At 75.3% G+C, this 16,947-nt stretch carries 21 protein-coding genes and 1 tRNA gene; 16 read left to right on the plus strand and 6 right to left on the minus strand.

Going from position 1 to position 16,947, the window contains the following annotated elements; genetic code table 11:
- Nucleotides 1–183: 183 nt before the first annotated feature.
- Entirely contained in the window at nt 184–798 is a 615-nt protein-coding gene (locus ACI784_RS08355; RefSeq protein WP_456923128.1) for a helix-turn-helix domain-containing protein, read from the minus strand.
- A gap of 219 nt (nt 799–1,017) precedes the next feature.
- Between ACI784_RS08355 and ACI784_RS08360 the strand changes: the two genes are divergently transcribed.
- The 9 genes from ACI784_RS08360 to ACI784_RS08400 all read left to right on the plus strand — a co-directional run bounded on the left by ACI784_RS08360 (nt 1,018) and on the right by ACI784_RS08400 (nt 8,058).
- The gene (locus tag ACI784_RS08360; RefSeq protein WP_456923129.1) at nt 1,018–1,377 is read left to right on the plus strand and encodes a cupin domain-containing protein; all 360 of its coding nucleotides are present in this window, start codon (nt 1,018–1,020) and stop codon (nt 1,375–1,377) included.
- 5 nt (nt 1,378–1,382) lie between these two features.
- Nucleotides 1,383–1,922 (plus strand): dimethylamine monooxygenase subunit DmmA family protein, encoded by a 540-nt coding sequence (locus tag ACI784_RS08365; RefSeq protein WP_457013119.1) that lies wholly within the window; start codon nt 1,383–1,385, stop codon nt 1,920–1,922.
- Nucleotides 1,919–2,905, plus strand: a complete 987-nt coding sequence (locus tag ACI784_RS08370; RefSeq protein ID WP_457013120.1) for a PDR/VanB family oxidoreductase — start codon at nt 1,919–1,921, stop codon at nt 2,903–2,905. The genes ACI784_RS08365 and ACI784_RS08370 overlap by 4 nt, the downstream gene beginning before the upstream one ends.
- Nucleotides 2,902–3,894 (plus strand): heme-dependent oxidative N-demethylase family protein, encoded by a 993-nt coding sequence (locus tag ACI784_RS08375; RefSeq protein WP_457013121.1) that lies wholly within the window; start codon nt 2,902–2,904, stop codon nt 3,892–3,894. The genes ACI784_RS08370 and ACI784_RS08375 overlap by 4 nt, the downstream gene beginning before the upstream one ends.
- Nucleotides 3,891–4,445, plus strand: coding sequence for a dimethylamine monooxygenase subunit DmmA family protein (locus ACI784_RS08380; RefSeq protein ID WP_457013122.1), 555 nt, complete (start codon nt 3,891–3,893; stop codon nt 4,443–4,445). Before ACI784_RS08375 ends, ACI784_RS08380 begins: the two co-directional genes overlap by 4 nt.
- Nucleotides 4,442–5,380, plus strand: coding sequence for a PDR/VanB family oxidoreductase (locus tag ACI784_RS08385; protein ID WP_457013123.1), 939 nt, complete (start codon nt 4,442–4,444; stop codon nt 5,378–5,380). The genes ACI784_RS08380 and ACI784_RS08385 overlap by 4 nt, the downstream gene beginning before the upstream one ends.
- Nucleotides 5,377–6,366 (plus strand): heme-dependent oxidative N-demethylase family protein, encoded by a 990-nt coding sequence (locus ACI784_RS08390; RefSeq protein ID WP_457013124.1) that lies wholly within the window; start codon nt 5,377–5,379, stop codon nt 6,364–6,366. The genes ACI784_RS08385 and ACI784_RS08390 overlap by 4 nt, the downstream gene beginning before the upstream one ends.
- Nucleotides 6,367–6,473: 107 nt before the next feature.
- Nucleotides 6,474–6,665, plus strand: a complete 192-nt coding sequence (locus ACI784_RS08395; protein ID WP_456923136.1) for a hypothetical protein — start codon at nt 6,474–6,476, stop codon at nt 6,663–6,665.
- A gap of 52 nt (nt 6,666–6,717) precedes the next feature.
- Entirely contained in the window at nt 6,718–8,058 is a 1,341-nt protein-coding gene (locus tag ACI784_RS08400) for an MFS transporter (protein ID WP_457013125.1), read from the plus strand.
- A gap of 97 nt (nt 8,059–8,155) precedes the next feature.
- Here ACI784_RS08400 and ACI784_RS08405 read toward each other — a convergent pair whose 3' ends face one another.
- Complete coding sequence (locus tag ACI784_RS08405) at nt 8,156–9,511, minus strand: ammonium transporter (protein WP_457013126.1); 1,356 nt, start codon at nt 9,509–9,511, stop codon at nt 8,156–8,158.
- Between the two features lie 153 nt (nt 9,512–9,664).
- On the opposite strand from ACI784_RS08405, the gene ACI784_RS08410 reads away from it, so the two are divergent.
- Nucleotides 9,665–10,783 (plus strand): NAD-dependent epimerase/dehydratase family protein, encoded by a 1,119-nt coding sequence (locus ACI784_RS08410; RefSeq protein WP_457013127.1) that lies wholly within the window; start codon nt 9,665–9,667, stop codon nt 10,781–10,783.
- Here ACI784_RS08410 and ACI784_RS08415 read toward each other — a convergent pair.
- Entirely contained in the window at nt 10,780–11,469 is a 690-nt protein-coding gene (locus ACI784_RS08415; RefSeq protein WP_457013128.1) for a PaaI family thioesterase, read from the minus strand. The genes ACI784_RS08410 and ACI784_RS08415 overlap by 4 nt on opposite strands.
- Complete coding sequence (locus tag ACI784_RS08420; protein ID WP_456923142.1) at nt 11,462–12,616, minus strand: acyl-CoA dehydrogenase family protein; 1,155 nt, start codon at nt 12,614–12,616, stop codon at nt 11,462–11,464. Before ACI784_RS08420 ends, ACI784_RS08415 begins: the two co-directional genes overlap by 8 nt.
- Nucleotides 12,617–12,789: 173 nt before the next feature.
- On the opposite strand from ACI784_RS08420, the gene ACI784_RS08425 reads away from it, so the two are divergent.
- Nucleotides 12,790–13,284 (plus strand): STAS domain-containing protein, encoded by a 495-nt coding sequence (locus tag ACI784_RS08425; RefSeq protein WP_457013129.1) that lies wholly within the window; start codon nt 12,790–12,792, stop codon nt 13,282–13,284.
- 124 nt (nt 13,285–13,408) lie between these two features.
- Nucleotides 13,409–13,990: a histidine phosphatase family protein gene (locus tag ACI784_RS08430; RefSeq protein WP_456923144.1), complete on the plus strand. Its 582-nt coding sequence runs from the start codon at nt 13,409–13,411 to the stop codon at nt 13,988–13,990.
- Nucleotides 13,991–14,164: 174 nt separating this feature from the next.
- On the opposite strand, the gene ACI784_RS08435 is transcribed toward ACI784_RS08430, so the two are convergent.
- Entirely contained in the window at nt 14,165–15,259 is a 1,095-nt protein-coding gene (locus ACI784_RS08435) for an EAL domain-containing protein (RefSeq protein WP_456923145.1), read from the minus strand.
- Between the two features lie 125 nt (nt 15,260–15,384).
- Here ACI784_RS08435 and ACI784_RS08440 point away from each other — a divergent pair, with 125 nt between their 5' ends.
- On the plus strand, nt 15,385–16,008 hold the full coding sequence (locus ACI784_RS08440) for a TetR/AcrR family transcriptional regulator (protein WP_456923146.1): 624 nt from the start codon (nt 15,385–15,387) through the stop codon (nt 16,006–16,008).
- A 24-nt stretch (nt 16,009–16,032) separates the two neighbouring features.
- Here ACI784_RS08440 and ACI784_RS08445 read toward each other — a convergent pair whose 3' ends face one another.
- The gene (locus tag ACI784_RS08445; RefSeq protein WP_456923147.1) at nt 16,033–16,263 is read right to left on the minus strand and encodes a DUF3618 domain-containing protein; all 231 of its coding nucleotides are present in this window, start codon (nt 16,261–16,263) and stop codon (nt 16,033–16,035) included.
- 90 nt (nt 16,264–16,353) lie between these two features.
- On the opposite strand from ACI784_RS08445, the gene ACI784_RS08450 reads away from it, so the two are divergent.
- From ACI784_RS08450 to ACI784_RS08460, 3 genes are all read left to right on the plus strand, one after another.
- Nucleotides 16,354–16,434 (plus strand) — tRNA-Leu (locus tag ACI784_RS08450).
- A gap of 40 nt (nt 16,435–16,474) precedes the next feature.
- Nucleotides 16,475–16,612, plus strand: coding sequence for a hypothetical protein (locus tag ACI784_RS08455; protein ID WP_457013130.1), 138 nt, complete (start codon nt 16,475–16,477; stop codon nt 16,610–16,612).
- A gap of 79 nt (nt 16,613–16,691) precedes the next feature.
- Nucleotides 16,692–16,877, plus strand: coding sequence for a hypothetical protein (locus ACI784_RS08460; RefSeq protein ID WP_456923149.1), 186 nt, complete (start codon nt 16,692–16,694; stop codon nt 16,875–16,877).
- Nucleotides 16,878–16,947: the final 70 nt, after the last annotated feature.

Raw genomic sequence — 16,947 nt, forward strand, 5'->3', positions numbered from 1 at the left:
AGGGACGGTCGCGTCACCACGGGACGCCCACGCTCCTCGGCGAGAACCCGCGGAGTCGTGTCGCCGCGGGAGACCCAGTCTCGTGGGAGGAAACGCGCCGGTGGTTACCGTGGCGTGAAACCGCGTTACGAACGGTGGCGCAGCGCGGGGCCGGGCCTCCGGCGCCGGCCGGCGTCCGGCGACCTAGACGACGTGCCCGTACCCGGTGACGGTCAGGAAGCGGACCGGCAGCTCGACGAGCTCGGCGGGACCGTGCGGGCCCTCCCCGTCGAAGATGAGGGAGTCGCCGGAGCGCATCTCGTACCGGGCCTCGCCGTGCCCGTAGACCATCACGCCCTCCAGCATGTAGAGGAACTCGGTCCCCGGGTGCTGGAAGAGCGGGAACACCTCGCTCGCCTCGGTGAGCGTCACCAGGAGCGGCTCGAGCCGCTTGTGCTCCCCGCGCAGTGCGCCGAGCAACTGGTAGAGGTGTCCGACGTTGCTGCCCCGCCGGACGATCCGGGCGCCGTGCCCGGCCGGGGTGAACACGGCCTCGCGCTCGGCGTCCACCCCGCGGAACAGCGCGGTCACCGGCACGGCGAGCGCATCCGCCAGACGCGCCAGGCTGGACAGGCTGCACGAGGTCTGGGCGTGCTCGATCTTCGACAGCATCGCCTTGCTCATGCCGGCCAGCCGCGCCATCTCCGCGAGCGAGATGCCCTTGGCCAGCCGGAACTCGCGGACGCGCACGGCGATGACGTCCTCGAGGTGCCCAGCGGGCGCGTCGTCGTGCCCACCGGGCAGCGGGGTGACCTCCACAGCCGGAGCATAGGAGCCCGAGCGCCCCACCCGGCCCGGCGAAAAGGGAACGTAACCCCGCGGTGACAGGGCCGCACTCGGCCGGTGCCGACCCCGGCCTCCAGTGGTCACCCACTCGTTACAGCGCCGTCACCCATCGCTACGTCCACTGTCGTTACATGGCGTCCACCCACAGGGACCGCGCCACTCCGGCGGGTCCCGACGCTGAGGAGGCCACACATGGCAACGGACACCATCGTCTTCGGGCACGCGAGCGGGACGTACGAGGGACTGCCCAGCATGGAGGTCCCCGGGGTGCACGCCTTCATCGGCGACACGTTCGCCAACCCCGGGGGTTCGGAGCTCTGCTCCGGGTTCTTCGAACTGCACGCCGGCGAGCCGCTGGAGTACACGTACACCTACGACGAGATGAAGGTCGTCGTCGAGGGCGAGTTCCACCTGACCGACCTCGACAGCGGTCAGCAGGTCGTCGCCCGCGCCAAGGACGTGCTCTTCTTCCCCAAGGGGTCGCGGATCCGGTTCGAGACGCCCGAGCGCGCGCTGGGCTTCTACACCGGCCAGCGGTCCTTCGCCCCCTGATCGGCATGGGGATCGAGCACACCAGCGTGCCGCGGTGGGAGACCGCGGCACCGGCACTCCCCGGCAACGCCCGGAGCGTCACGCTCCTGGCGCTGGACGACGCCGCGGAGCAGGTCGTCACCTCCTGGGAGGCGGCCGCCGCGGAGGCCGGGATCGACGCGCGGGCGATGCGCACCCGGGGTTGCGCGGAGGCGCTGCCCTGGCTGGCGGCGCAGATGGCGGGCGCCGTCGTCGGCTGGAGGTTGCTCGTGGCGGGCCCGGAGGCCGACGTCCTCCGGGCCCGCGCCCGGGCGCTGCAGCTCGGCGCCGTCCCGGCCGAGATCCTGACCTCGGTCACCGGGGTGCCGGTGCGACGGGTCCACTGCGCGCACTGCGCCGAGGAGACGGAGACGACCGCCCCCGTGGACGGGACGTGCACGTGCCGCGGCTGCGGCCGCACGCTGCACGTCTACCACCACGTCTCCCGCTGTCTGGGCGCCTACCTCGGCTACATGGTCGACGCCGAGGACGCCGAGCCGGCTCTCGCGGCGGGGGTCCCCGCGTGACGACCCTGTCCCTGCCGGCCCCGGCCGCGGTCGGCGTCCCGCCCGGTCGGGGCCCGCTCGACCTCGTCGTGGCGGAGGTGCGGGAGGCCGCCGACGGCATCCGGTCGATCACCCTGGTGGCCGCGGACGGGAGCGCGCTGCCGGCCCATCCCCCGGGCAGCCACCTCGTGCTGCACTGCGGCGCCCGCCGCAACGCCTACTCGCTGACCGGACCAGGGACCTCACCGGACCGCTACACGATCTCGGTGCTGCTCTGCCCGGACGGCGCCGGTGGCTCGCGGTGGGTGCACCGGCTGGCGGCGGGCGACGTGGTCCGCGCCGAGCGGCCGCGCAGTGCCTTCGCCCCGGTCGCCACCGCCCGGCACCACCTGCTCGTCGCCGGCGGCATCGGCATCACGCCGATGCTCTCCCACGCCCGGGCGGCGGTCCGCTGGCGTCGCGACTTCACCCTCCTCTACGGCTACCGCCCCGGTGCGGGTGCACACCTGGCCGAGCTGCGGGAGCTGTGCGGGCCGCGGCTGGAGGAGCACCCGGACGTCGCGACCTTCCTGCCCCGCCTCGAGGCCGTCCTGGGTTCGGCACCGCTGGGCACGCACCTCTACGCCTGCGGGCCCGCGCCGCTGCTGGACTTCGTGCTCGCCACGGCGGACCGGCTCGGCTGGCCGGAGCACCGGGTGCACACCGAGCGCTTCTCCGCGGAGGCGCTGGACCCCGGCGAGCCCTTCGCGGCCACGCTGGCCCGGTCCGGACGCCGCATCGCCGTCCCCTCCGGCGTGAGCCTGCTGGAGGCCCTGGAACGCGACGGGGTCAGCGTTCCCAACCTCTGCCGGCAGGGGGTCTGCGGCGAGTGCCGCGTCCCGGTCCTCGCCGGCCGTCCCCTCCACCGCGACCTCTTCCTCACCGAGGAGGAGAAGGCCGCCGCCGACAGCGTCATGTGCTGCGTGTCGCGCAGCACCGGTCCGTCCCTGGAGCTCGACCTGTGACCAGCACCGACCTGATCGATCGGGCGCTGCCCGACCGCATCGCCTCCTTCCCCTTCCCGTTCCCCACCGACCGCTACCGCTACAGCACCAACGTCGAGCCGGCGGGTGCGGCCCACGAGACCGCGGCCGGCAGCTGGGGCGAGCACGTCCTGCACGTGGACGAGTACTACGGGTCCGACAGCGCCGAGTGCGCCGCCCTGCTGGCGGCCGACCCCGCCCGCCTGCAGGAGCTGCCGCACATGAGGTCGGCGTGCTGGGACGCGATGCTCTACGTCATGGGCGAGCTCCAGCGGGCCCGGCCCGACGCCTTCACCCTCGACCACCTCGGCGGGGACCGCTGGCACTGGCGCAACCGGCTGCTCGGCATCGAGCAGGAGTTCGTCCTCGGCGACGAGGCGACCCTGCCCACCGACCCGCTGCGCTTCACCGCCCCCCAGGTGCAGGACGACCTGGTGCTCCTCGACCAGCGCGAGGGATCCCTCTGGGCCGACGCCGGCGTCGTCACCGCGGCCGCCGACTGGTCCATGCGCTTCGACGTCGGCATGAGCTTCCCGGAGATCCATGGTCCCGTCCCCCGGGTCCACCCGGCCGGCGTGGTCAACCGTGCGCACCAGTTCCTCATGCGACTCCAGCCCGGCGAGGTGTACCGGCGGACGAACTGGACGATGACCGTCGGCCGGCGCCTGGACACCGCGACGGAGACCTATCCCGAGTGGGGGCCCGACCGCAGGCTCGTGCTCCAGGAGGACCTCGGCGCCCGCCTTCATCTCCGGGTGGAGGTGCAGCACCTGGTCCGCCTGCCCGGCTCCGGTGCCGTGCTGTTCCTCATCCGCACGTACCTCCTGCCGCTGGAGGACGTCGCCCGTGTGCCGGCCTGGCGGGACAGGTTCGCCGCCGTCCTCGAGGAGCTGCCGGAGGACATGGCCGACTACAAGGGCCTGACCCGGTACCGCGAGGCCGCGGTCGCCTGGCTGAGGAGCGCCGCGTGACCGCCCTGCTGCCCCCTCCCCCAGCCGCCCCGCCCTCCCAGCGGCCCCGCCTCACCAGCGTGCCGGTCTGGCCCCCCGAGCCCCCGCCCCTGGACCTCACGGGCCGGTCGTTCCTGGTCGTGCACATCGGCCCCGCGGCCCACGGCGTGGTCGAGCAGTGGCTGGCCCAGGCCCGGGAGCGGGGCCGGCCGGTGCGCCTGTGGGGCCTGCCGCGGACCGACGAGGGCTCGGGTGCCGAGCTCGCCCGTCGCCTCGGCGCGCTGTGCGTGGGCGCGCGGCTGGTGATCGCCGGCCCGGAGGCCGACGTGCTCGCGATGGCGGCGCACGCCCGCCGGGCGGGGCTCGTACCGGAGGAGATCACCACCTTCGCCGTCGGGCGGGAGTCCCTCCGCGTCTTCTGCGTCCACTGCGAGGTGACCTCGCGGCTGGCCGCCGACCCCGGCGCCGAGGTGGACTGCCCGGGCTGCGGCACGCGGCTGGAGGTGCACGAGCACGTCTCCGGGCACCGGGGCAGCTACCTCGCCTCCGCCGTGGCCGGGGGCGCCTCGTGAGCGCCACCACCCGGATGCGCGTCTCCCGGGTCGACCAGGTCACCGACGGCGTCCGACAGTTCGTCCTCACCAACCCCGAGGGCCGGACTCTGGCGGGGTACGCACCGGGCAGCCACCTGGTGGTGACCGCCGGCGGCAAGCGCAACGCCTACTCCCTCACCGGGTCCGGGATCGCCCCCGCCGACTACCGGATCTCCGTGCTGCGCACCCGGGGCGGCGAGGGGTCGGCCTGGCTGCACGACTCCGTGTCGGTCGGCGACCTGCTGGAGGTCGAGGGGCCGCGGGCCGCGTTCCGGCCCGAGCTGGCATCGACGAAGTCGCTGCTGGTGGCGGCGGGCATCGGCGTGACCCCGATCCTGTCGCACCTGAGGGCCGCAAGGATGTGGGGCCGTCCCGTGGAGGTGGTCTACGGGTACCGCCCCGGGGCCGCGGCGCACCTGGCGGACCTGCGGGACCTGGCCGGGGCCGACCTGGTCGAGGCGCCGGGCCGGTACGCGCTCGCCGGCGCCCTGCGCGAGCGGCTGCCGGCCCAGCCGTGGGGGACGCACGCCTACGCGTGCGGACCGGTCGCCGTCCTCGACCTGTTCACCGAGACGGCCCGGGCGGCCGGCTGGCCGTCCGCCCGCGTGCACCTGGAGCACTTCGCGGCGCCGCCGCTCGACCCCGGCCGGCCGTTCACCGCGCGACTGCGGCGCAGCGGCCGCCGGCTGCCGGTGCCCAGCGGCACCAGCCTGCTCGAGGCGGTGCTCGGCGCCGGGGTCGACGTGCCCAACATGTGCCGCCAGGGCGTCTGCGGGCAGTGCCTGGTGCCCGTCACCGCCGGCCGCGTCGAGCACCGCGACCTCGTCCTCGACGAGGCCGACAGACAGGCCTCGACCAGCATGCTCGCCTGCGTGTCGCGGGCGGCCGACAGCGAAGTGGAGCTCGACCTGTGAGTGATCTGTCCCGGCTGCCCTGGCCGTTCGCGCCCGGTGAGCAGGCGTTCCGGTACGCGGTCAACGTCGAGCCGGCCCGCCGCCGCGTCGAGACCCCCGCCGGCTCCTGGGGCGCGCACGTCGTCGACCTCGGGGACGACTACGAGGAGCAGATGCGGATGCGCCGTGAGCTGCTCGCGCGCGACCCGGGACGGCGGCAGGTGCTCCCGCACATGGAACCGGCCTGCTGGGACATGCTCCTGTACCTGCTCCGGGAGCTGGTCGCCGCCCGCCCCGACGTGATGCACCTCTCCGGGGACGGCCGGGAGTTCGGCTGGCGCAACGACCTCCTCGGCATCGAGCAGGAGTTCGTCCTCGGCGACGCCGCCACGCTGCCGACCGACCCGCTGACGTGGATCGGCTGCCAGGTGCCCGACGACATCCTCATGGTCAGCGACCGCGGTGGGCGGCTGTGGTTCGACGCCGCCCTGGTGACCTGGGCGGCCGCATGGTCGGTGAAGTTCGACGTCGGCATGCACCTGGACGAGATCCACGGACCGGTGCCGGGACTCAACGAGGGCGGCGTGACCAGCCGCGCGACCCGGTTCATGCGCAGCCTGACGACCGAGCAGACCTACCGCCGGGTCAACTGGACGTTCTCCGCGCACGGGTCACCGCGGCGCGACATCAGCCTCGAGGTCAAGCCCGAGTGGGACGCCGACGTGCCGCAGCTGGTGCGGGACGGCGACTTCGGCCGGCTGCAGCTGCGCATCGAGCTGGAGCACCTCACCCGGCTGCCGTTGACCGGGACGCTGACGTTCAACATCCGCACCTACATGGCCCCGCTGGCCGAGATCGCGACGATCCCCGAGTGGAGCGGGCAGCTCGCGGCCGTCGTCGCCGAACTGCCCGACGACATCGCCGGGTACAAGGGCATCGCGCCCTACCGCGACGAGGTCGTGGCCTGGCTGACCGAGGCCACCCGCGCCCACGTCGCCGCGGCGTAGCCGGGCCCCGGCGCCCCCCGCGGCCACCGTGGGGGCGCCGCCACGCATGGACCGGGGCTCCGGCGGGCACCCCGGGAGCCCATCGGAGGCACCACCGGGAGGTCCCCGTGTCCGCATCCAGCCGCCGCTGGCGCACCGTCGCCGCCGGCTTCGCCATCGCCCTCGCCTCCGTCACCACCGCCGGCTGCGGCAGTGACGTGGTCGACGACGACGTGCAGCAGGACGTCGAGCAGGGCGTCGACGACGTCGAGCAGGAGGTGGAGGACGCCACCGACGGCGAGGACGGCGAGAACGGCTGAGCCCGCCGGCGCCACCGCGTGACCGGTGACCCCGCGGGGTAGGGCGGGGGCGATGAGCACCGACGCGACGACGACCTCGGCGACCCGGGCCCAGCGGCTGGACCGGCTGCCGTTCACCCGTGAGCACGGCCGGCTCGTCGTCGGCTCCGGCCTCGGCTGGGCCCTGGACGCGATGGACGTCGGCCTCATCTCCTTCGTGATGGCCGCGCTCGCCGTCCAGTGGTCGCTGACCCCCACCGAGCTGTCCTGGATCGGGTCGATCGGCTTCGTCGGCATGGCCCTGGGCGCGACCCTCGGCGGGCTGCTGGCCGACCGGATCGGCCGCCGCCAGGTCTTCGCGCTCACCCTGCTGCTGTTCGGCCTGGCCACGGGCGCCGCGGCGCTGGCGTGGTCGGTCGGCGCACTGCTGGTGTTCCGCTTCCTCATCGGCCTCGGCCTGGGCGCCGAGCTGCCGGTGGCCTCCACGCTGGTCAGCGAGTACGCGCCGGCGCGGGTCCGCGGGCGGGTGGTCGTGGCGCTGGAGGCGTTCTGGGCGGTCGGCTGGCTGCTCGCGGCGCTGATCGGCTACTTCGTCGTGCCCCGCAGCGACGCGGGCTGGCGGTGGGCGCTGGCGCTGGGCGCGGTCCCGGCGGTCTACGCCGTCGTCGTCCGCCGCGGGCTGCCGGAGTCCGTGCGCTTCCTGGAGCTGCGCGGCCGCGAGGACGAGGCGGAGGCGGCGGTGCGCCGCTTCGAGTCCGCGGCCGGGGTGCCCCCGGTGCCGTCGACGACGCCCGAGCCGGCGGCGCCGCCCGGGCCCGGGGCGCTGTGGGCGCGGGAGAACCGCGGCCGGACGGCGGCGCTGTGGACAGTCTGGTTCGGCATCAACTTCGCCTACTACGGCGCCTTCATCTGGCTGCCGACGCTGCTGGTGGCCTCGGGGTTCTCGCTGGTGCGGTCCTTCGGGTTCACCCTGCTGATCACCCTCTCCCAGCTGCCCGGCTACGCCGCGGCCGCGGTGCTCATCGAGCGGTGGGGGCGGCGGCCGACGCTGGGGGTGTTCCTGCTCGGCTCCGCGGTGGGGGCCGGCCTCTTCGCGCTGGCCGACGGCGACACCGCCGTGTTGGTCACCGGCATGGTGCTGTCGTTCTTCAACCTCGGCGCCTGGGGCGCGGTGTACGCGGTGACGCCGGAGGTCTACCCCACCGCGCTGCGGGGCACCGGCGCCGGAGCCGCCGCCGGGTTCGGCCGGATCGCCTCGATCGCCGCCCCGCTGTGCGTGCCGCCGCTGCTCGCGGCCGGCGGCAACGGCCTGGTGTTCGGCACCTTCGCCGCGTTCTTCGTGCTCACCGCCGCGGCCTCGTGGGCACTGCCCGAGCACCGCGGCCGCACGCTGGAGGACGTCGGCTCGGCGTAGCGCGCCCGACTCCACCGTGAGCATGGCGCCGTGACCACCGGGAGGGTGTCCCGGGTGGTCACGGCGCCATGATCGTCGCGGAGCCGTGGAGGCCCGGTCAGCGCGTGGGCGTCTCCGCCCGCGGAGACGGCGCACCGGCGGCGATCCGCTCGGCGGAGGCGATGACGCTCTCCGGCGTGCTCGTCGCTCCCGGCGTGTGCAGAGCGCCCTCCAGGTCGTAGGCGACCTCGGCGTGCTCGGCGAGGTCGATGCCGTTGACCTCGACCTCCTTGGTCACCCGCATGCCGACCGTCTTGTGGATCGCCAGGGCGATCAGCAGCGAGACGACGAACGAGTAGCCGACCACCGCGACCGCCGCGACCGCCTGCACGCCGAGCAGCTCGAATCCACCGCCGTAGAGGAGGCCGTCGCGGCCGCTGGGCGCCGCGGCCGAGCCGAAGACGCCGACCAGCAGGGTGCCGACGATGCCGCCGACCAGGTGGACGCCGACGACGTCCAGGGAGTCGTCGTAGCCGAAGCGGTACTTCAGGGCGACCGCCAGCGGGCAGATCGCGCCGGCGACGGCACCGACGGCGAGCGCGCCCATCGGGGTGACCGCGCCACAGGCCGGGGTGATGGCGACCAGACCGGCGATGGCGCCGGACATCCCGCCGAGCACCGTGGCGTGCCCGTCCCGCAGCCGCTCGACCAGCAGCCAGGCGAGGATCGCCGCGCAGGTGGCGTTGAAGGTGTTGAGCATGACGACCGACGCGCTGTTGCCGGCCGCCAGCGCCGAGCCGCCGTTGAAGCCGAACCACCCGAACCAGAGGATGCCGGCGCCGAGGGCGACCAGCGGCAGGCTGTTGGGCCGGGCCTGGCGCGGCCAGCCGGTCCGCTTGCCGACGACGAGGACGACGGCCAGCGCGGCCACACCGGCGTTGATGTGCACCGCGGTGCCACCGGCGAAGTCGACCGCGGCGAGGTCGTTGGCGATCCAGCCGCCCAGCACGCTGCCGTCGGCGGAGTCGAAGGCGAACACCCAGTGTGCGACCGGGAAGTACACCAGCGCGGCCCAGAGCCCGGCGAACAGCAGCCACGGGCCGAACCGCACCCGGTCGGCGACCGCGCCGGCGATGAGCGCCGTCGTGATGACCGCGAACAGCGCCTGGAACACCGCGACCAGCGCCGGTGGCAGGGCCGCGCTCTCGTCGCCGGACACGAGGGACCCGAGCCCCAGGTACTCGGTCACGTCGCCCAGCAGGCCGGTCCCGCTGTAGCTGTTCCCGAAGACGGCGGAGAAGCCGAACAGCGTCCAGAGCACGCCGACGACAGCGACGGCCCCGAACACCATCATGATCATGTTCAGGATGCCGCGGGAGGAGACCATCCCCCCGTAGAACAGCGCCAGCCCCGGGATCATCAGGGCGACGGCCATCGTGGCGGCGAGGATGAAAGCTGTGCTTCCGACGTCCATGCGGGCCTCTCGATCGTCTACTCGCGGTGTTCGCGGTTGCGTGCGAGTAGACGGGACGCGGGTTACCGCCGTGGTCGTCGTCTGTGACGTTCGGGTGACGCGCCGGCCCGCGGCTCCCGGGTTCACCGGCCGTCCTGGGGGTAGCCGCCCTCCATGGCTGAACTGACCCGGGACCACCTCCAGGGCCTGACGGTCGCCGTCACGGGCGCCAGCGGCAACGTCGGGACGGCGCTGCTGGGCCGGCTCACCGCGCCGGGCAGCGGGGTGGCCGAGGTGCGCGGGCTGGCCCGTCGCCGGCCGCCGGACGGCGCACCGTACGACGGCGTCCGGTGGTTCCCGGCCGACCTCGGGGAGACCCGCAGCGAGCACGTGCTGACCCGGTTCCTCGACGGCGCCGACGCCGTGGTGCACCTGGCCTGGGCGCTGCAGCCCGGCCGGCAGCGGGAGCGGCTGCACCGGGTGAACGTGGAGGGCACGCGGCGGGTGGCCCGGGCGGCCGCGGCCGCCGGCGTGGCCCAGTTCGTGCACATGTCCTCCCTCGGCGCCTACGCCGCCGGCTCCGGCGGGCAGAAGGTCACCGAGGACTGGCCGACCACCGGCATCCCGAGCTCCCAGTACAGCCGGGACAAGTCCGAGGCCGAACGGGTGGTGCGGGAGGTCCTGGGCCGGCGTCCGGACACCACGCTGACCGTGGTGCGCCCGACCCTCGTGCTGCAGCCGGAGGCCAGCAGCGAGATCGGCCGCTACTTCCTCGGCCCGCTGCTGTTCGGCGCCGCCCGTCTCCTGCCGGGTGCGGTCGCGAGGCTGCTGCCGCTGCCGCTGCCCTCGGTGCACGTGTCGTTCGTGCACGCCGACGACGTCGCCGACGCCCTCGGCCGGGTGCTGGACCGCCGCGCCCCGGGCCCGTTCAACCTCGCCGCCGAACCCGTCATGGACGCCGACGACATCGCCCGCGCGCTGGGCAGCGTCCGGGTGCCGACGCCGGCGTTCGTGCTGCGCGCCGGGCTGTCGGCCGCCTTCCACGCCCATCTGGTGCCCACCGAGCCCGGCTGGCTGGACCTCGGCACGCAGGCGCCGGCACTGGACACCACCCGCGCCCGCAAGCTGCTGGACTGGGCTCCGTTCCACAAGGGCGACGACGTGCTCACCCAGTTCGTCGCCGCGCTCGGCCGCGGCGAGGGTGCGCCGGGGCCGCTGCTGCGCCCGGCCGGCGGCCCGGAGCGGGACCCGGCCGGCGACCCGGCCAACGCGCCCGGCCCGCGGGCCAACTAGTCGCCGGCCCTGTCCTCCCGGGCGGTCCAGGCGGCGATCGGGCGGCCCATCGGCGCGAACACCTCCGCCGACCGCTCGGGGCGCAGGGCCACGAACAGGGCCTCGGCCTCGGCGAGCACGGTGCCCGTGTCGTCCTCGGGGACCAGCCGCGCGGTCGCCGGGGTCCGCCGGCCGTCGGCCTCCCCCGCCTCCGCGGCCACCAGCAGCGGGACGCCGAGCGGCACCGGACGGCGGTAGCGGACGGTCAACGTGGCGGTCAGGCCGCCCCGCCCGGCCGCGCGCACCGCCCGGGCCAGCACGTGGTCGAGCAGGGTGGCGACCACGCCGCCGTGCACCAGCCCGGGCGGGCCCTCGTGCGCCCGGCCCACGGTGACCCGGCCGGTGGCCCGTCCGTCGGGGGTGTCGGTCGCCTCCAGCGGCGGCGCGACGGGGCTGCCGGGGCCGTAGACCGGGCTGTACCAGCGCTCCCCGCGCTCGGGGTCGTCGACGGAGGCGACCTCGTGGAGGCCGCGGTCGGCCGCCCGCAGCCGGGCGGTGAGCGCGCGGGCCGCCGCAGCGACGGCGGCCAGCTCGTCGGCCGGCACCTCGGTGCGGACGGCGGCGTCGACGAGGTCCCGCAGCGCCGTCCCGAGCTCGCCGACGACCTCCCGGCGGGCGGCGCGCTCGGTCGGCGGCAGCTCAGGCACGGGGCATGCCCGCCGCGCGGAGCAGGCCGCCGCCGATGATCACCCGCTGCACCTCACTGGTGCCCTCGTAGAGGCGGTAGAGCCGCGCGTCGCGGTAGAAGCGTTCCACCGGGGTGGTCCGCAGGTAGCCCAGACCGCCGTGCACCTGCACCGCCCGGTCGACGGCGCGGCCGACCATCTCGGTGCAGAACAGCTTCGCCGACGACGGCCCGACCGAGGTGTCCTCGCCGGTGTCGTAGCGGGCCGCGACGTCGCGCACCATGGCCCTCCCGGCGAGCAGCTCGGCGTGCATGTCGGCGAGGTGGGCCTGCACCAGCTGGAACCGCCCGATCGGCGCCCCGCCCTGCTTGGCGGTGGCGGCGTAGGCGACGGACTCGTCGAGCACCCGCTGCGCCATGCCGACGCACAGTGCCGCGATGTGCAGCCGACCGCGGGACAGGACGGTCAGCGCCTTGGCGTAGCCGCGGCCCTCCTCCCCGACCAGCGCGCCGGCGGGGACGCGCACGTCGTCGAGGAAGACCTCGGCGGTCCAGGCGCCGGACTGGCCCATCTTCGCGTCGTGCGGGCCGACCGTGAGCCCGGGCGTCCGCGCGTCGACGACGAAGCTGGAGATGCCGCGGCCGCCCCTCTCGGCGGGATCGCTGCGGGCGAAGACGACGAAGAGGTCGGCCAGCGGGGCGTTGGTGATGTAGCGCTTGCTGCCGGTGAGCACCCACTCCCCGCCGTCCCGCCGGGCGGTGGTGCGCAGCCCGGCCGGGTCGGAACCGGCCTCGGCCTCGGTGAGGGCGAAGGACCCGATCAGCTCCCCCGCGGCCAGCCCGGGCAGGTACCGCTGCTTCTGCTCCGCGCTGCCGAACCGGGCGATGACCTGGCCGGCGATGCCGTTGTTGGTGCCGAACAGCGACCGGAACGCCGGGGTCGTGTAGCCGAACTCGAACGCCAGCTCGACGTCCTCGGCCATGGTGACGCCGAGCCCGCCGTACTCCTCGGGCAGGGCGTACCCGAACAGGCCCATCTCCGCCGCGCGGGCCCGCAACTCGTCGGGGATGCGGTCCTCGTCCTCGATGCGTTCCTCGAGCGGCATGACGACGTCCCGCACCAGCTGCCGGACGGCGTCCCTGACCTGGCTGAAGTCCTCGGCGTCCACGCCGTCATGCTGCCGCTACCGGCAGCGCCCCGCCTCGGCGGGTCGCACCTGACACGCCAGCGCACAGCGCAGTCGAACCAGCACTGCCTGTTGTGGCGGGAGGCCCTCGGAACTAGCGTCGACGGCAGTCGCCCGAACCCGCGGCGGCCCCTGCACAACCCGCCGGAGTGCCCGTGCCGCACCTGCAGGTCGCCCTCGTCCCCGCTCCCGACCAGGTCGTCGTCCGGGTGACCGGCGACGCGGACGTCTCCACCGTCGACCGGCTCACCGACGCCCTCCGCCGGGCCGCCGGCCTCGGCACGGGGCGGGTGGTGGTGGACGTCGCCGGTGCCCGCTTCCGTGACTGCTCGGGGCTGCAGGCGCTCACCGCGTTCACCGACACGCTGGCGCCCGCGGGCCGGCAGTGCCGGGTGGTCGGCGCCCCCGCCGACACCCGCCGGCTGGTGCGGGACGCGGGGCTCGCCGACCGGCTGGAGCTCGACGGCCCGCTCGACGGCGCGGACCCGGTGCGGACCGGGCCGACCGTCCCGCCCCTGCCGCCGCTGCCGGCCGAGCCGGCCGCCGTCCGGCGCGCCCTCGCCCTGCGGCAGGGACGGTCGGCGCGGCGGTCCGACGACCGGCCGGCCCGGCGGCGGGCCCGGACGGCGACGCTGCGCCGCTGGGGGTGACCGGCCGGCGCCGGGAGCGACGCGGCGCCGTGCCCGGTGGTGGGGTCGCGGACCCCGGTCGGTCCGGTTGTCGGCATCCTGCACGCTGACGACGATGTGACCTCCCGGACAGTCAGGAGGCCCCATGGGCGAGATCGTCGTACTGCGGCACGGGCAGACGGAGTGGAGCCTCAGCGGTCAGCACACCAGCGTCACCGACCTCCCCCTGCTCCCCGAGGGCGAGGAGCAGGCGCGGCGGCTGGCCGGGGTCTTCGGGGACCGCACCTTCGCCGCGGTGTGGGTCAGCCCGCGGCTGCGGGCCCGGCGGACCGCCGAGCTGGCCGGGCTCACCCCGACCGGCACCGAGGATGACCTCGTCGAGCTCGACTACGGGGGCTACGAGGGCCGGACGACGGCGGCGATCAGCGAGGAGCTCGGCCGCACGTGGTCGATCTGGGTCGACGGCACCGTCGCCGGGGACACCCCCGGGGAGTCGCTGGCCGACGTCGGCAGGCGCGTGGACCGCGTCCTGGAGCGGGCGCGGCCGCTGCTGGACGACGGCGACGTGATGCTGGTCGCCCACGGACACGTGCTGCGGATCCTCACCGCCCGCTGGCTGGGCCTGGACCCGGCGGCCGGCCGCCTGCTGGCCCTGCCCGCCGGTTCCTACGGGATCCTCGGCCACGAGCACAGCCGCCCGGTGCTCACCGGGTGGGGCCTGCACTGACCCCACCCGTCATCCGGCGGGGTCCGCGGCGTCTGCAGTGGTGTGCCGAACCGTGCGGGAACCCCCGGGCGCGACACCCCGGGGTCAGGGTCCTTCGGACCCCCCGGAACACGTCGTCGGTCCCGCGCGTGTCCGTGCGGCCGCGCGCACGCTGCCGGAGTGCTCAGCCGACCATCACCGTGGCGCCCGGAGAACGGCGGCCGTCCCGCCGTCCCCCGGGGGCGCGACCGGGCGGCCGAACAGCCAGCCCTGACCCAGGTCGGCGCCCAGGTCGGTGACCTCCTCGGCGACCCGCTCGCTCTCCACGCCCTCGGCGACGACCTGGGCACCCAGCCCGTGGGCCACCTCCACCACCGACCGCACCATCGTCCGCGCGCCGTCGTCGGGCAGGGCCTGCACCAGGGCCTTGCCCAGCTTGACGACGTCCGGGCGCACCGTGGACAGCAGGGAGCGGCTCGACCAGCCGGCCGCGACGTCGTCCAGGGCGACCCGCCAGCCCAGCGAGCGGGAGTGCTCGAGCACCGACAGCAGGTGCCCCCGGTCGGCGACGGCCGACACCTCGCCCACCTCGACGACCAGCCGGCCGGCCTCGATGCCGGCGTCGTGCAGCGCCTGCTCGGTCGAGGCCAGGCCGGTCCGCGGGCGGACGACCGACGCCGGGTCGGAGTTGACGAACAGGTCGGCGTCACCCAGCCAGGACGCGGCGCCGGCGATCGCCGACTCCCGGCCGATCCGGTCCAGCCGCGGCAGCCAGCCGGCGGACTCGGCGACGAAGAAGAGGTCCTCACCGCCGACCTCCCGGCCGTCGACCAGGCCGCGCAGCAGCGCCTCGTGGGCGACGACCGACCGGTCGGACAGGCGGACGATCGGCTGGTACACCGACCACAGCTCGGCCTCGGCGAGGACGCCGATCTCGGCGGTCACCCCGCGGCGGGCCAGTTCCACGGCCAGCGTGGGTGCGCTCAGCAGCCGGGCCGCGAGCGCGGGCTCCTGCGTCGGGGGGTCGGTGGCCACCCGCACGTGCTCGGCCTCCGCGGTGGTCAGCTCGCGGGCGAGGCGCCGGAACAGGCGGTCGATGCCCCGGCCGCCGTCCTCGTCGGTGAGGTCGAGGAGGTCCGGCCCACCCGACACCGACAGCCCGACCGCTCGCGCGAAGCGGGCCACCTCCCCCAGCAGCTCCCCGTCGGTGCTGCCCAGGAGCACCCGGCCGGCCGAGCCGGGCACGTGCCAGTACTCCCGGCGCCGGGCGCCGCCGACGGTGGTTCCCACGCCAGCAGGATGACCGAGCGGGCACACGAGCGCGCACAGGCGCGCGGGAAGCCGGAACCCCACCGAACACACACACGTTGCACGCCTGTCGGGCGTCACCAACTTGAATGTCTAAGGTCAGCTCCATGGTCGCACCACAGATGATCGATCCGCCGCGCTCCGCCCGGGGCGGACGCCCTCGTGACCCCAGCCGGGACGAGGTGATCCGGGCGGCGATCCTGCGGCTGCTGGCCGAGGTCGGGTACGCCGCGCTGACGATGGACGCCGTCGCCTCGGAGGCCGGCGTCGGGAAGGCGACCATCTACCGCCGCTGGCGGACCAAGCAGGACCTCGTGGTCGACACCATCTCCGACATGAGCCACGCCATGGCCGTGCCGGCCGACACCGGCACCATCGAGGGCGACCTGCGCGAGCTCATGCACCGGGTGGCCATGGCCACCACGAGCCCGGCCGGGGCCGCGATCCGTTCCCTGCTGCCGGCCATGCAGCACCAGCCGGCCCTGGTCGAGGCGTTCCGCAGCGGCCCCCTCGCGGTGTGGCGGGCGGCCTACGCGCAGATGTGGGCGCGCGCCGAGGCCCGCGGCGAGGTCCGCCCGGGGCTGGCGCAGTCGGTGACGGCGGAGGCCACGAGCGCGCTGATCGTGCAGCGGTGGCTGCTCACCGGCGAGCCGGTGGACGACGAGTACGTGGAGCGCGTGCTCGAGGTCGTCGTCCTGCCGCTGATCGCCAACGCGCGGCCGGAGGCCTGAGCCTCCGCCGCGCGCGGCGACCGGTCAGTCGTTGCGGTGCCGGACCTTCTGGACGACGACCAGGCTCATCAGCAGGCCGAGCGCCCCGACGCTGGCGAGGCCGACCGGCGTCTGCAGGAACTGCTGGACGGCGGCCTGCCCCTTGGCCTTCAGGCGCTGCGGGCTGCTCCGGTAGACCAGCTGGTCCAGGGTGGCCGCCAGCGACTCACGGGCGGCGTCGATCTCCAGCTGGATCTGTCGAGGGTCGCGAGGCACGGGCGACAGCCTGCCAGACGCACCACCGTCCAGCGCGTTCCCGTCGGTCGGGGGCCACCCGCACGGGCGATCCCTACACTCGGCCCTCGAGCGGGAGTGGTGTAACGGCAGCCACGCCAGACTTAGGATCTGGTGCCTTCGGGCGTGGGGGTTCGACTCCCCCCTCCCGCACTCGGGCCGCCCGGTCGGGGTGGCTCGGTGGCTTCCGCCCGTGACCGACCTCGACGAGCACGGCCGGCCGGAGCCACCCCGCGCGGCCGACGGGACCGCCACCCTCCTGGGCTTCCTCGAGCACCAGCGCGCGACGCCGGCGTGGACGTGCGCGGACCTGGACGCGGCCGGGCTGTAGCCGCACGTCGCCGTCCCCCGATCGGGTCGTCCTCGCCGGAGACGCTCCGCCGCGGGGCCGGACCTGCCGACGACGTCCCGTGCCCCTCTCCCTCTCCCCCACCGGCCCCCGCCACCTCGCCCCGGACGCCGACGCCGTCGTGCGCGTCGCCGCCGACCGCGGCCCGGGACGGCACGCCGCCCCCGAGGACGACCGCACCGAGTACGACCCCCGGGTGGACGGCGACCTGCTCGACTGGCTGGGGTTCGCCCCGGCCGCCGGCTGACCCACCCGTCCGGGTGACGGCCCGGTGCTCCCGGTTCGACCGGGACACCGGGCCTGCCGACTCCCTCGCC

Source organism: Geodermatophilus sp. SYSU D01186, from assembly GCF_054050215.1.